Origin of the sequence: Yoonia sp., assembly GCF_036770585.1 — a bacterium.
Lineage (GTDB): Bacteria > Pseudomonadota > Alphaproteobacteria > Rhodobacterales > Rhodobacteraceae > Yoonia.
The window spans coordinates 33,323-45,835 of record NZ_DAIPIW010000011.1 but is presented as its reverse complement, the minus strand read 5'-3'; the positions used below and the strand labels follow the sequence as shown (position 1 = coordinate 45,835).

The 12,513-nt window shown below is 63.9% G+C and carries 15 protein-coding genes, 1 tRNA gene and 1 pseudogene; 4 read left to right on the top strand and 13 right to left on the bottom strand.

The window, feature by feature from the left end:
- The 3 genes and pseudogenes from V7N12_RS03930 to V7N12_RS03920 all read right to left on the bottom strand — a co-directional run.
- A pseudogene (locus V7N12_RS03930) lies at positions 1-621 on the bottom strand (carboxypeptidase M32); the annotation flags it as partial.
- 2 nt (positions 622-623) lie between these two features.
- The gene (gene ctaA / locus V7N12_RS03925) at positions 624-1,757 is read right to left on the bottom strand and encodes a heme A synthase (RefSeq protein WP_333712834.1); all 1,134 of its coding nucleotides are present in this window, start codon (positions 1,755-1,757) and stop codon (positions 624-626) included.
- Between the two features lie 84 nt (positions 1,758-1,841).
- Complete coding sequence (locus V7N12_RS03920) at positions 1,842-2,582, bottom strand: RNA methyltransferase (RefSeq protein WP_333712836.1); 741 nt, start codon at positions 2,580-2,582, stop codon at positions 1,842-1,844.
- Positions 2,583-2,718: 136 nt separating this feature from the next.
- Here V7N12_RS03920 and V7N12_RS03915 point away from each other — a divergent pair, with 136 nt between their 5' ends.
- A complete protein-coding gene (locus V7N12_RS03915) occupies positions 2,719-3,345 on the top strand; it encodes a thiamine phosphate synthase (protein ID WP_333712833.1) in 627 nt (208 codons plus the stop codon).
- Here the strand turns inward: V7N12_RS03915 and V7N12_RS03910 are convergent.
- The 3 genes from V7N12_RS03910 to V7N12_RS03900 form a co-directional block, all read right to left on the bottom strand.
- Complete coding sequence (locus tag V7N12_RS03910) at positions 3,322-4,152, bottom strand: lysophospholipid acyltransferase family protein (RefSeq protein ID WP_333712832.1); 831 nt, start codon at positions 4,150-4,152, stop codon at positions 3,322-3,324. The genes V7N12_RS03915 and V7N12_RS03910 overlap by 24 nt on opposite strands.
- Positions 4,149-4,943 (bottom strand): GNAT family N-acetyltransferase, encoded by a 795-nt coding sequence (locus tag V7N12_RS03905; RefSeq protein ID WP_333712831.1) that lies wholly within the window; start codon positions 4,941-4,943, stop codon positions 4,149-4,151. The genes V7N12_RS03910 and V7N12_RS03905 overlap by 4 nt, the downstream gene beginning before the upstream one ends.
- A 78-nt stretch (positions 4,944-5,021) precedes the next feature.
- The gene (locus V7N12_RS03900; RefSeq protein ID WP_333712829.1) at positions 5,022-5,216 is read right to left on the bottom strand and encodes a DUF3553 domain-containing protein; all 195 of its coding nucleotides are present in this window, start codon (positions 5,214-5,216) and stop codon (positions 5,022-5,024) included.
- A 29-nt stretch (positions 5,217-5,245) separates the two neighbouring features.
- Between V7N12_RS03900 and V7N12_RS03895 the strand changes: the two genes are divergently transcribed.
- Complete coding sequence (locus tag V7N12_RS03895; protein ID WP_333712828.1) at positions 5,246-5,836, top strand: histidine phosphotransferase family protein; 591 nt, start codon at positions 5,246-5,248, stop codon at positions 5,834-5,836.
- Here the strand turns inward: V7N12_RS03895 and V7N12_RS03890 are convergent.
- The 6 genes from V7N12_RS03890 to V7N12_RS03865 form a co-directional block, all read right to left on the bottom strand.
- Positions 5,833-7,095: a glutamate-5-semialdehyde dehydrogenase gene (locus tag V7N12_RS03890; protein WP_333712827.1), complete on the bottom strand. Its 1,263-nt coding sequence runs from the start codon at positions 7,093-7,095 to the stop codon at positions 5,833-5,835. The two genes, V7N12_RS03895 and V7N12_RS03890, sit on opposite strands and share 4 nt — an antisense overlap.
- Before the next feature lie 14 nt (positions 7,096-7,109).
- Positions 7,110-8,216 (bottom strand): glutamate 5-kinase, encoded by a 1,107-nt coding sequence (gene proB / locus V7N12_RS03885; protein WP_333712826.1) that lies wholly within the window; start codon positions 8,214-8,216, stop codon positions 7,110-7,112.
- Entirely contained in the window at positions 8,204-9,253 is a 1,050-nt protein-coding gene (gene obgE / locus V7N12_RS03880) for a GTPase ObgE (RefSeq protein WP_333712825.1), read from the bottom strand. The genes proB and obgE overlap by 13 nt, the downstream gene beginning before the upstream one ends.
- 118 nt (positions 9,254-9,371) lie before the next feature.
- Positions 9,372-9,914 carry a GNAT family N-acetyltransferase gene (locus V7N12_RS03875; RefSeq protein WP_333712823.1) on the bottom strand — a complete coding sequence of 181 codons (543 nt, stop codon included), beginning with the start codon at positions 9,912-9,914 and terminating at the stop codon, positions 9,372-9,374.
- A 123-nt stretch (positions 9,915-10,037) separates the two neighbouring features.
- Complete coding sequence (rpmA, locus tag V7N12_RS03870) at positions 10,038-10,307, bottom strand: 50S ribosomal protein L27 (RefSeq protein WP_333712822.1); 270 nt, start codon at positions 10,305-10,307, stop codon at positions 10,038-10,040.
- A gap of 12 nt (positions 10,308-10,319) precedes the next feature.
- A complete protein-coding gene (locus V7N12_RS03865; RefSeq protein WP_333712820.1) occupies positions 10,320-10,940 on the bottom strand; it encodes a 50S ribosomal protein L21 in 621 nt (206 codons plus the stop codon).
- A 174-nt stretch (positions 10,941-11,114) separates the two neighbouring features.
- Here V7N12_RS03865 and V7N12_RS03860 point away from each other — a divergent pair, with 174 nt between their 5' ends.
- Entirely contained in the window at positions 11,115-11,444 is a 330-nt protein-coding gene (locus V7N12_RS03860; RefSeq protein WP_333712818.1) for a hypothetical protein, read from the top strand.
- On the opposite strand, the gene V7N12_RS03855 is transcribed toward V7N12_RS03860, so the two are convergent.
- Positions 11,441-12,277: a DUF2059 domain-containing protein gene (locus tag V7N12_RS03855; RefSeq protein WP_333712816.1), complete on the bottom strand. Its 837-nt coding sequence runs from the start codon at positions 12,275-12,277 to the stop codon at positions 11,441-11,443. The two genes, V7N12_RS03860 and V7N12_RS03855, sit on opposite strands and share 4 nt — an antisense overlap.
- 146 nt (positions 12,278-12,423) lie before the next feature.
- Here V7N12_RS03855 and V7N12_RS03850 point away from each other — a divergent pair.
- Positions 12,424-12,513, top strand: a tRNA-Ser gene (locus V7N12_RS03850).

Here is a 12,513-nt window from a genome sequence, read left to right as displayed (position 1 = left end):
CGCGAGCTTTTCTGACAGCATCAGTTGCGCCGCCTCGTCGAATTCACCCACCAGCGTCTGTGGTGCGGGCTTGTCGAGGATCGCAGCACGCAGGGCGACCAGACGCGGGCGCAGGCTGTCGAACATCGCGGCGATCGTGGCCCCCGTCGCCTGGGGTTCATAGTCGTCAAGCAAGGCATCATAGGGATCGGTATTGCCTGCGACGGCCTGTGCCTCTTCGATGCGCAGGGCGACCACCTGTGCCAACATGGGCAGGAAGGCGGCCACGTTCTCGTCTGCCCGGGCGTTCGCCCAGACGCGATGCGCAAGTGACGTGGTCTTGGCGAGTGCCGCCGCAAGATCGGCGGGGACCTTGGCGGTGCGTTCGAAATCACGGCGGATGTGGCGCAGATTGGCGGCGGCGACATCGTCCGCCGCTTCCGCCTTTTCCAGCCAGTCCCCGATGCGCGGATCGATACGCCGCGCATGCAGCACCTTGGCGAGGGCCGCGTGCTCTTCGGCGCGCTGCGGTGTCGCGCCCTCGGGCATCATGGTTTCCTGATCCCAGCCAAGGCGGCCCGCAACCTCGCCCAGGGCTTCGGTCTCGCGCTGGAACGCCATCAGATCGTCATATGCGGTCATGGTCAGCCTCGGATGCTTTGGGCAAGGGGATATTGGGCAAGGAAACGGCCCCGCAGGATCAGCGCCCAGAGGACCACCGCGCCGAACTGATGGACAATCGCGATCTGCCATGGGGCCATGTAGATGACGGTCACGATGCCGATACACATCTGGATCAGCATCATCGCCATCATCGCATTGAAGGCAAAGCGTGTGTGGCCATTGGCCGACCGGCGCGCCTTGACCCAGACAAAAAGACCGTAAGCAAAAAGGAAATACCCCGCCATCCGGTGCATGAACTGCACAAGGCCCGCATCCTCGAAGAAATTCCGCCAGACCGGTTGCAGCGCCAAGGGATCAGGCGGCAGAAAGCCGCCCGCCATCAGCGGCCAGTCGGGGAAGGCGCGGCCTGCGTCGATACCGGCCACCAGCGCGCCAAGCAGGATCTGCACGAAGGCGAACGCAGCAAGGACCGACCCGTGCCGCATCAGCCCCGCATCAGCGCTGCGCCGCGATTGCATCAGGTCAGCCTGCGGTCGCCCCAAGAGATAGACATACCACGCGATGAAGCCGAAGATCACGAAGGCCAGACCCAGATGGGTCGCCAACCGATAGGACGCAACGCTCAGCATCCCCTCTTCAAGGCCCGAGGACACCATCCACCATCCGATCGCGCCTTGAAGCCCGCCGAGCGCACCGATGAACAAAAGCCGCCCCGTCCAGCCCGCCGGGATCTTGCGCGTGACAAGAAAATAGCCAAAGCCCAGGGCCCAGACCAAGCCGATGAACCGGCCCAACTGGCGGTGTCCCCATTCCCACCAATAGATGAATTGGAACTCGGACAGGGACATGCCGCGGTTTTGCAACTGGTATTGCGGGATCGCGCGGTAAAGGTCGAATTCCGCCTGCCACGCGGCCTCGGACATGGGCGGCAGGGCACCGGTGACCGGCTTCCATTCGGTGATCGACAGGCCGCTGTCCGTCAGCCGTGTCAGCCCGCCGACAACGATCATCACCACCACAAGCCCGAAAAGCACCATCAGCCAGCCGCGGATCAACCCGCGCGCGCCGCCACGCGCCTTGTCGATCCCGCCCGGGGCGGCGGCCTGCTTGGGGGTATCGCCGACCTCTTGGAAAATAGAGCGCTTCTCAGCCATGACGGTCCTCGTTTCGTGTTGGGACGGAACCTAGGCCTGCATCAGGGAGGCTGCAAGCGTCAGGGTGCCGCAAGGTGGGTCGCCTCAGTCGCGGGTCTTCCAGCGCACCATCTGCCGCATGATCCCGTGCAGCATCTGCACATCGGCCCGTGTCAGCGGCATGCGTGACCACAGGTTGCGCAGGTTCATCTTCATGTTCTCGGCCTTGGCCTTGGGATAAAAGAACCCCGCCTCCGCCAGTTGCGTCTCGTAATGATCGGCCAGCTTCTCGATCTCGATATTCTCGGCCCAATCGGCGAGCGCATCGACGCGCGCAGCCTCTGCCGGCACCGTCTCGCGCCGCCATTCGTAGCCGGTCAGCAGGACACATTGCGCAAGGTTCAGGGACGGAAAATCGGGGTTCACCGGAACCGAGATGATCGCATTCGCCCGTGCGATATCGACGTTTTCCATGCCCGAGCGTTCCGGCCCGAACATCACCGCCACCCTCTGGCCTTCGGCGATCCGGCGACGCGCATCCTGCATCGCGGCCTCTGGCGTCAGGACCAGCTTGGTCAGGCCGCGCGGACGCGCCGTGGTGGCATAGACATAATCGCAATCGGCAATCGCTGCAGGCGTATCCGCAAAGATCTGCGCCGCGTCCAGCAGACGGCCCGCCCCGCTGGCCATGGCGACGGCCTTCTGGTTCGGCCAGCCGTCGCGCGGGTCGATGATGCGCATCCGGTCTAGGCCGAAATTCCACATGCCACGGGCTGCCGCGCCGATGTTCTCGCCCATTTGCGGGCGGATCAGGACGAAAGCTGGCTGGGGATCGGGGCTGGGCATCATCACCTCTGGAACGCGCTGGCGCGGTGATACTGTGCGCAGAACGCAAGGGCAAGAACACCCCCCTTACCCCATGGCCAAGCCCGCTATTCCCCGCTAGAAGCACGAGACCAAAGACAAATCCGGACCGGCCATCATGCCCGACGCCCAAGACCATCCCCAGATCTACCTGATCAGCCCGCCGGACTTCGATCTCTCGACGTTCCCCGGCCAGCTTGCCGCCTGTCTCGACAGCACCGAGGTCGCCTGCGTTAGGCTGGCCCTGGCGACGAAGGACGAAAGCCGGATCGCCAAGGCCGCCGACGCCTTGCGCGAAGTCACCCATGACCGCGACGTCGCCCTTGTGATCGACAGCCACATCATGCTGGTCGGGCGTCTGGGACTGGACGGGGTGCATTTGCAGGACGCCGCGCGCAGCATCCGCAAGGTCCGCAAGGATCTGGGCGAGGATGCGATCGTCGGCAGCTTCTGCGGCAATTCCCGCCATGACGGGATGACAGCGGGCGAGCTGGGTGCCGATTACGTCAGCTTCGGCCCCGTGGGCGACACTCCGCTGGGCGATGGCCGCATTGCGGAAGCCGACCTCTTTGAATGGTGGTCGCAGATGATCGAGGTGCCCGTGGTCGCCGAAGGTGCGCTGACCGAGACCCTGATCCGCCAGCTTGCGCCGCATACCGATTTCTTCGGGATCGGGGACGAGATCTGGGCCACCGACACACCGGCGAAAACGCTGACACAGCTACGCAGCGCCATGCTGGGCTAGACCCGCCCGCACCGTTTTCTCCATCGCGCTGGCCAGCGACTTGCGGTCCGCGAAATCCGCGACACGGACAGGGGGATGGTAGACGACATGGACCGCACCCTGCCTGCGCGCGGCAAGCGTCGCCAACAGATGCGGGCCAAAGGCCATGTTCCCCCACCATCCATAGAACCGCGCGTCTTCACCCTCGGGTGCGCGATAGTTCAAGGTGACGGCCTGCATCATCAGCGTGTCTTGCAACCTGTCGTCAAGAAATGCCGCAAAGAGCGCGGGCTTGAACGGCAGGACGCGCAGACCATCGGTCGAGGTGCCTTCGGGAAAGAACAACAGCTTATGCCCCGCCGCCAGTCGGTCACGGAAGAGGCCGATCTGGTCCGCCACCTCGCGTCGGTCGCGGTTGATGAAGACCGTCCCCGTCGCCCGGGCCAGCCAGCCGATCCCCGGCCAGCCCGCCACTTCGGACTTCGAGACGAAGTAGATCCGCTTGCGCGCATTCAGCGCGAAGATGTCCAGCCACGAGACATGGTTCGACACGACCGCCCCCGGTCCGGTCATGACCTCGCCCTCGACGACATAGCGGATCCCGAGGATCAGAAAGGACGTCCGGCAGACGAACTGGGTGATATAGGGTGTGACCGGCCTGCGGGTGCCGTTCAGCGGGCGCTCGATCAAGCGCACCAGCAGCAATAGCCCCAGACAGCCGAAGATCAAGATGACCAGGGGCACGGCCCGCAGGAGCGCGCGGATCCATCCCCCCGCGCCCGGCCCTGCCGGTTCAAGGTCGGGTGTGCCCTGCCATGTGGCACTCATGCCGGGGCCCGTCGGGTGTAGATCGCCCTTTGCAAAGCGCCGATGGCGGATTTCTCAAGGATCAGACAGATATCCGTGGTGTTGAACGCATGGTCCACAAAGGCCCCCTCGCCGACCGTGGCGCCAAGCCGCAGATAGGCCTTGATCAAGGACGGAAGCCCGCGCACCGCCGCGATGCGTTCGATCCTGTCGGATGCAAGCTGTTCCAGTGGGACCGCATCGGGCCCCTTCGCGGTCACCCGAAGGTATTCGGGCGCCAGATGCCGCTGCGCCAGATAGGACAGGGGCTGCGCCAGTCTGGCCGTATCCGTCCCGCGAAACGAGGCCACGCCGAACATCACGTCGATCGCGTGTGCCTCGATGTAATCGGCAAGGGCCGCCCACATCTGCTGCATCCCCGGACCGCCGCGATACTGAGGGTGCAGGCACGACCGCCCCAGTTCCAGCAGACGCAGGCCGCTTTGCAACAAAACAGTCAGATCGTATTCGTCGGCGCAATAGAACTGACCTGCGGCACGGGCCATCTCGCATGTCATCAGGCGATAGGTGCCGATCACACGGTCGTCTTCGTCACGGTCGAGATCGCGCAGGATCAGATGATCGGCGAAAGCATCGAACCTGTCGGCCTCGCGCCGTTGCGCATGATCGACCATCGGACCGTCTGCGCCCATTTCGGCAACGAAGACGTCATAGCGCAGGCGTTGGGCTGCGTGGATATCGGCCTGACAGGACGCAAGGGCAACCGCAAAGCGGCAATCCGCACCTTGCCTGTGCGGGGCGACGCCGGTCATCTTTTGTCCTCGCGCCTTAACCGATTGGTAACCATTCCCGGCCAAGGCTTTAAGTGACCACTTGTGGATTGCAATTCTCTACCTTAGGTTGTTTTCGTCGAAGACGATCTCAAGCGGGACAACAACACCATCGATGACGACTTTGCCCTCTTCCCGAAAGTTCACGGTGATCCTGCCACCGATATTGGACTGCACCTGCCCCACGCCCCAGTGGGGACAGGCAGGATTGCGCACCAGCATCCCGGGTTCCAGCATTGCGTTCAGGTCGTTCATCCCACTTTCCTTGCAGCAAGGAGCCGCCAATGCAAGCTGATCTCGCCGCCCTCGTCGGATCGCGTATCTGTCATGACCTGATCAGCCCGATCGGGGCGATCAGCAACGGCGTCGAACTGATGTCGCTGACCGACAATACCGCGGGCGAGGAAATGGCGCTGATCCAGCAAAGCGTCAACAGCGCCGCGGCACGGATCAAGTTCTTCCGCATCGCCTATGGGGCGGCCACGGCGGGGCAAACCACCCAGAAGGCCGAAATCAAGCAGATCCTCGACGGTCTCTCCGCGGGGGGTCGTGTGGCCTATGACTGGCACCTCGAAGATGATCAGGACCGACCTCTGGTGCGCTGCATCTTCTTGCTGCTGCAGGCGGTCGAGACCGCATTGCCCCTCGGGGGACAGATCACCGTTTCCGCCACCGGCAAGACCATCGTCATCACCGCCACCGGACGGCGGATCGCCTTTGACCCGTCGCTTTGGGACGGCCTGAACCGGCGGTCCGAACCCCAGACCCATTCCGCCGCGCTGGTGCAATTCGCGCTTTTGCCCGACATCATCGGTGCGATTGACCGCAGGGTGCGCGCCTCGGCAGACGACACGAGGCTGCGGGTCGAACTCTAGGGGCGGACCGTTCCGTCACCGGTGACCAGATACTTGAAGCTGGTCAGCTGCACCGCCCCCACCGGCCCGCGCGCATGCAATTTGCCCGTCGCGATCCCGATTTCCGCGCCCATGCCGAACTCGCCCCCATCGGCAAACTGGGTCGAGGCATTGCGCATCAGGATCGCGCTGTCGAGTTGCTGGAAAAAGCGCGCAGCAGTGGCGTCATTCTCGGTGATGATCGCATCGGTGTGGTTCGATCCGAACTGGCGAATATGGGCAATCGCCCCATCGACCCCGTCCACGACCTTGGCCGCGATGATCATGTCGAGAAATTCCTTGCCGAAGTCGTCTGCTGCTGCAGGGGTTGTGCCCGCAATCGCCAGTATGCCATCGGCCCGCACCTCGACGCCCGCGGCGATCAGGTCGCGGATCAGGATATCACCGTGTTTGTGATGAAAGGCGGCATCGACCAGCACCGTCTCGGCCGCACCGCAGATGCCCGTCCGGCGGGTCTTGGCGTTCACAAGGACGCGCCGCGCCTTTTCCAGATCGGCATCGGCGTCGATGTAGATATGGCAGATGCCTTCGAGATGGGCGAAAACGGGCACCCGTGCCTCGCGCTGGACCAGACCGACCAGCCCTTTGCCGCCGCGCGGCACGATCACGTCGATATGGTCCGTCGCCTGCAACATCGCCGTCACCGCGGCACGGTCACGCGTCGGCACAAGCTGGATTGCGGCCGAAGGCAGCCCGGCAGATTGCAGCCCCGCCGTCAGACAGGCATGGATCGCGCGGCTGGACTGAAAGCTTTCCGATCCGCCACGCAGGATGACCGCATTGCCTGACTTGAGGCATAACGCGCCTGCATCCGCCGTCACATTGGGGCGGCTTTCGTAGATCACGCCGATCACCCCGATGGGTGTCCGCACACGCTGGATATGCAACCCGTTGGGGCGGTCCCAGCTTTCGGTGACGACGCCGATGGGATCGTCTTGCCCGGCCACGGACCTGAGGCCCGCAACGATGCCCTTGATGCGCGCCTCGTCCAGCATCAACCGGTCCATCATGGCAGGCGACAGACCCTTGTCCGCGCCATAGGCCAGATCGTCCTTGTTGGCCGCGATGATCTCGGCCCGCCGGTCCCAGACGGCATCGGCGGCCGCGTTCAAGGCATGGGTCTTGACCTTGGCCGGTGCCGTGGCCAGCACGGTTGCGGCGGCGCGGGCATCCGCCCCGATCCTGGCCATCATCGGTCCGATTGCGGTCTGGTCATTCATGGCTTCATCCTGTCCTAAAGCACCATGTCGTCGCGGTGGATCAATGCCGCGCGCCCCTCATACCCGAGGATCGCCGCAATGTCAGCCGAGTGCCGCCCCATGATCCGGCGCGCCTCGGCGCTGGTGTAGCGGGTCAGCCCCTGACCCAAATGCGCCCCCTCGCGATCGGTGATCGCCACCAGCTCGCCGCGACCAAAGGTGCCGGTGACCTGTCTGACACCGGCGGGCAGCAGGCTCTTGCCCTGCCCAAGCGCCCGCGCCGCGCCGGCATCGACGATGAAGGCGCCTTTCGGTTTCATCGCGGCGATCCAGCGCTTGCGGGCGGTCTGCGGATCGGTCTGTGCGGCAAACCACGTCGCGCGCGCGCCCTCTTCCAGCCGCCGCAAGGGATGCATTTCGGACCCCAGCGTGATCGCCATCGCGCATCCGCCCTCGGTCGCCATGCGGGCGGCCATCAGCTTGGTGATCATCCCGCCCTTGGACAGGCCCGATCCGGCATCGCCCGCCATCGCCTCGATCTGGGGCGTGATGCGGTCGATCATCGGAAGGTGGCGCGCCTGCGCATCAAGCTTGGGGTTCGCTGTGTAAAGCCCGTCCACATCGGACAGCAGCACCAATTGATCCGCCCCCGCTGTCACCGCCACCTGTGCGGCAAGCCGGTCATTGTCGCCGTAGCGGATTTCATCGGTGGCCACCGTGTCGTTCTCGTTCACGATCGGCGTCACGCCGAAGCCCAGCATCGTCTCCATCGTCGCACGGCTGTTGAGATAGCGGCGACGGTCCTGCGAATCTTCCAGCGTGACAAGCACCTGTCCGGTGACGATGCCATGCGGGCGCAGTGCCTCTTCATAGGCGCGGGCCAGACGGATCTGGCCGACGGCTGCGGCGGCCTGCGATTGTTCCAGCGGCAAGGCGGTGACGGGCAGCCCCAGAATACCCCGCCCAAGCGCGATCGAGCCGGACGAGACAAGGATCACATCGGTCCCGCGCTTGCGGATGCGGGCCACGTCCGCGGCCAGCGACAAAAGCCAGTCCTGCCGCAGGGCACCGGTGGCGGCATCGACCAGCAGGGCCGAGCCGATCTTGACCACCAGCCGCTTGGCGTCGCCTAAGGTTGCCATGGCGCGTCCCCGTACGCCTCGGGCGCCGCCTCCTTGCGGTGGCGCAATCGGTCGGCGTCGATCTTTTCGCGCAAGGCGCGCAGCACCTCGGGGATACCCTCGCCGCTGACGCCGGACATCTGCATCACGGGGCCTTCAGCGACAGCCGCGATTTCTTCAGTCAGAAAGGCGCGTTCCTCGACGTCGAGCGCATCGATCTTGTTCAGCACCGTGATGCGCGGCTTGTCGGCCAGCGCGCCGCCATAAGCCTCGATTTCATGGATGATGGTTGTCAGATCGCCCGCCGGATCACCCGAGGTGCCGTCGATCAGGTGCAACAGCACCGCGCAACGTTCCACATGGCCAAGGAACATATCGCCCAACCCCCTGCCCTCGCTGGCCCCTTCGATCAGACCGGGGATGTCGGCCACGACGAATTCGACCTCGTCGATGCCGACAACGCCGAGGTTCGGCACCAGCGTCGTGAAGGGATAGTCGGCCACCTTGGGCCGCGCATTCGATGTGGCGGCCAGAAAGGTGGACTTGCCCGCATTGGGCATCCCCAGAAGCCCCACATCCGCAATCAGTTTCAACCGCAACCAGATCGTGCGTTCAACCGCCTCTTGGCCGGGATTGGCGCGGCGGGGGGCCTGATTGGTCGCCGACTTGAAACGCAGGTTGCCCCAGCCGCCATTCCCGCCCTTGGCGATGATCACGCGCTGGCCGACCTCGGTCATGTCGGCGATCAGGGTTTCCTCATCCTCGTCGATGATCTCGGTTCCGACGGGCACGCGCAGGATCTTGTCCTCGCCGTCCTTGCCGGTGCGCTGGCCACCCATGCCGTGCTGGCCGCTGGTCGCGTAGAAATGCTGCTGGTAGCGGAAATCGATCAGCGTGTTCAGCCCCTCGACCGCTTCGACGATCACATCGCCGCCCCTGCCGCCGTCGCCGCCGTCAGGACCGCCATATTCGATGAACTTCTCGCGCCGGAACGAGATACAGCCCGCACCGCCCGTCCCCGAGCGGATATAGACTTTGGCAAGATCGAGAAACTTCATGGATTTGGCTTTCGTCGGCGTCAGACCTTGCCGATAAACTACTGTGCCGCGCTTCTCAAGCGGTCGCGGGCGACGCCTGCATAGCGTCGGTTGGGCCCTGCCGTGGTGGTTTGCACCGCTACTTTGCGATCTTCAGGGTATAGGTCCAGGTCGGCACCGTTGCATTGCGCGAGACAGAGAACGCCTCGGCATCGCCCAGATAGTCGAACCCGCAGTTGGTCAGCACGCGGGCAGAGCCCGGATTGTCCTGAAACACCTCGGCAAAGATTCGGTCGGAGCGGTGCGGGTTCGCGGCGATCAGGGCGCGCAGGGCTTCGGTGGCAAAGCCCGTGTTCCAGAAGGCGGGCGCGATCCAGTAGAAGACCTCTGACTGGCCGCGGTCCATCCGTTCGAGGCTGATCAGACCCAGCGCCTCGGCATGGCCTTGTGCGGATCCGTCGATCACCCAGATATCCTCGGTCCGGTCTGGCTTTGCCGCACGGTCGATCATCGCCTCGACCGTGCCGGGCGGCAGCGGATGCGGCACCGCGCGGGTGCCACGGGCGACGCGGTCGTCGCTGGCATACATCGTCAGCAGCCCCGCGTCAGACTTGCGCAAGGGGCGCAACACAAAGCGGTCCGCCTGAATACTGTCCTGAACGGTGATGTCCTCTTGCAGCATGTTTTCCCTCCTCGAAAACAACCTTGGCACTACCCATACCTCCATATGGTGGCAGAACCATGAAACAATAAGGGGACCGGTTTTCACCGATCCCCCCAAATGCGTTACCTTGGATTTTTCGGTTTACTCGGCGGCCTCCGCCACGGGGAGAACCGAAATGAAGGTGCGGCCCTTCAGGCCTTTGTGGAACTTCACGGCGCCTTCGGCGGTTGCAAAGATCGTGTGGTCCTTGCCCATGCCGACGCCTGCGCCGGGCCACATCTTCGTGCCGCGCTGGCGCATGATGATGTTGCCGGGAACCACGGCCTCGCCGCCGAACTTCTTGACGCCGAGACGGCGCCCGGCCGAGTCGCGTCCGTTACGGGATGAACCGCCTGCTTTTTTATGTGCCATTGGTGTGTCTCCTTAGCCTTTTGCCAGCTCAGCCGCTTGGGCGATCCAGCCTTCACGTTCGATGCGGCCCTTGAACGACAGTTTTTCGTCCATCGCGGCCACGTCTGCTTCGGTCCATGCTGCGATCTGGGCGAAAGTCGTGACACCCGCGTCATGCAGCTTCTTTTCCAGCGCCGGGCCGACACCCGACAGTTGCTTCAGATCGTCCCCGCCTGCGGCAGCCGCAGCCTTGGGGGCCGCCGCTTTCTTGGCGGCAGGCTTGGCCGCGACAGGGGCCGCAACCATGCCGGCACCCGAAACAGCCGCCATGACGCCCGACTTGTCCGCACCCTTTTCGAGAATCTCGGAGATACGGACCAGTGTCAGTTGCTGACGGTGACCCTTCTTGCGCTGCGAGCCATGCTTACGGCGACGCTTGACGAAGTTGATGGTCTTGGCGCCCTTGATCTGATCAATCACCTCGGCCTGGACGCCGGCGCCCTCGACCAATGGTGTGCCCACGGTCGCGCCGACCATCAGAATCTCGTTGAACTGGACTTTGTCGCCGGCATTGGCTGCCAGCTTTTCGACACGCAGTACGTCGCCTGCTGCGACGCGATACTGTTTGCCGCCGGTTTTCAGAACCGCAAACATATGGTTTTCCTTCATTTTCCGCGTCTCTAAGGCCCCGGTTTCATCCGGCGTTTGGTACCTGTGGACAGCGCGCCCTTGGGCGAGTTTAAGCTTAGTTCCCCGCAAGACCCTTGCGAAGTTGGCGGCTTATCTGACCAATACCCTTGTAAGTCAAGTCAAAAGGCGCGCAGAAACATGAAACGCAGCATCCTGATCCTCCTTGTTCCCTTGGCCGCATGCAGTGGCGATGCCGTGCTTTTTCCGCTGCCGTTGATGACGCCCGCACAAGCTGCCGAGACCCTTGACCGGCGCGGCGCGGTCGAGGTCTACGTCAAGACGAACCACCCCGCACTCGTCGATGAGATCGACGCAGGCGGCGGCCCGACCCTGACCAGAGCGATGGATATCGCCGGTATCCCGCTTGCCGAACGCCCCACCCGCCAGATCCAGCTCAGATCGGACAACGCGGCCTATCGCGCCTCGCCGGGGGCGCTCGTCTCGGTGCTGATGCTTTATGCGGGTTAAAGCTCTTGCGTCTGCATGAACCGCGAGGCGGCAAGGCCAAGCGCCCGCGAGATATCCTCGAACATGCCGTCGAAGGCCGTGAACAAGGCCCCATTCAGCGCCTGCCCTGCAGCGGTTTCGCTGAAGGCCTGATAGGCGGCCAGATCCTCGTCCGAGAGCGGCTGATAGGCCATCAACAGGAAGGCATAGACCCATTCGGTCGTCTTGTCGCGAATCTCGGGTTCTTGCGCCCAGACATCATTGAGCGCGGTATCGCCGGTCACACCGGGCGGCATCACACCGCCGTCGATCAGCCCCATGTAGAAAGCATAGCTGGAGTTCAGCGCCCCCACGACATTGTTCTCGATCAGGTCATTGGTTTCGATAAACGCCCTGATGGCCTGATAGCGGGGCGTTTCATCCATGATCTGCAAGGCGGCGGCGTCACGGCTGGCCTCTTCGACGCTTTCATCCAGCATCGCCCGCCGTGCGGTGATTTCCAGCCCGATGATCCGCGCCCCGCGGTCGGAGGTGAAGAAATCCAGCATGCTGTCGAGATCGGCATCGACGATCCCTTCCGCGAAGGCGCCGCGCACCTCTTCTTCCATGGTGTCCAGATCGTAGATCGCAGCCACCATGTTGCGCCAGTCCGCGCCCCCGCCGCCGGGCAACATCTCGGCGGCAAGTTCCTGGCCGTAATCGATGCCTTCCTGCTGCATGATCGCGATGATCTCGGGCAAGCCCAGGGCGTCGTAAAGTCGGTCGATATCGGCGGCGCGCGTCCCTTGCTGGGCCAGCGCCGGGACGGCAAGGAGGCTGGCAAAGGCCAGCACGGTAAGGCGGAAGAACTGCATGGCGGGGCCTCTGTGTCGATTTTCCTGACGCGGACGATAGGTGTCCTTCCCCGCGGTTCCAAGACCATGCACGCAAATGTCAGGAAATCAGCCGATTGCCTCTTGCGCAGGCCTTGCCTGCAGAGTAACCCCACCCCGACCCCCGCGGAGAGGTGCCGGAGTGGTCGAACGGGGCGGTCTCGAAAACCGTTGTGGGGGCAACTCCACCCAGGGTTCGAATCCCTGTCTCTCCGCCA

Coding starts and splice junctions, on each gene's coding strand:
- V7N12_RS03860 (WP_333712818.1), top strand. CDS start 11,115: ATGAAACGCAGCATCCTGATCCTCCTTGTTCCCTTGGCCGCATGCAGT.
- V7N12_RS03875 (WP_333712823.1), bottom strand. CDS start 9,914: ATGCTGCAAGAGGACATCACCGTTCAGGACAGTATTCAGGCGGACCGC.
- V7N12_RS03855 (WP_333712816.1), bottom strand. CDS start 12,277: ATGCAGTTCTTCCGCCTTACCGTGCTGGCCTTTGCCAGCCTCCTTGCC.
- obgE (WP_333712825.1), bottom strand. CDS start 9,253: ATGAAGTTTCTCGATCTTGCCAAAGTCTATATCCGCTCGGGGACGGGC.
- proB (WP_333712826.1), bottom strand. CDS start 8,216: ATGGCAACCTTAGGCGACGCCAAGCGGCTGGTGGTCAAGATCGGCTCG.
- V7N12_RS03920 (WP_333712836.1), bottom strand. CDS start 2,582: ATGCCCAGCCCCGATCCCCAGCCAGCTTTCGTCCTGATCCGCCCGCAA.
- V7N12_RS03900 (WP_333712829.1), bottom strand. CDS start 5,216: ATGAACGACCTGAACGCAATGCTGGAACCCGGGATGCTGGTGCGCAAT.
- V7N12_RS03895 (WP_333712828.1), top strand. CDS start 5,246: ATGCAAGCTGATCTCGCCGCCCTCGTCGGATCGCGTATCTGTCATGAC.
- V7N12_RS03915 (WP_333712833.1), top strand. CDS start 2,719: ATGCCCGACGCCCAAGACCATCCCCAGATCTACCTGATCAGCCCGCCG.
- V7N12_RS03910 (WP_333712832.1), bottom strand. CDS start 4,152: ATGAGTGCCACATGGCAGGGCACACCCGACCTTGAACCGGCAGGGCCG.
- V7N12_RS03890 (WP_333712827.1), bottom strand. CDS start 7,095: ATGAATGACCAGACCGCAATCGGACCGATGATGGCCAGGATCGGGGCG.
- V7N12_RS03865 (WP_333712820.1), bottom strand. CDS start 10,940: ATGTTTGCGGTTCTGAAAACCGGCGGCAAACAGTATCGCGTCGCAGCA.
- V7N12_RS03905 (WP_333712831.1), bottom strand. CDS start 4,943: ATGACCGGCGTCGCCCCGCACAGGCAAGGTGCGGATTGCCGCTTTGCG.
- ctaA (WP_333712834.1), bottom strand. CDS start 1,757: ATGGCTGAGAAGCGCTCTATTTTCCAAGAGGTCGGCGATACCCCCAAG.
- rpmA (WP_333712822.1), bottom strand. CDS start 10,307: ATGGCACATAAAAAAGCAGGCGGTTCATCCCGTAACGGACGCGACTCG.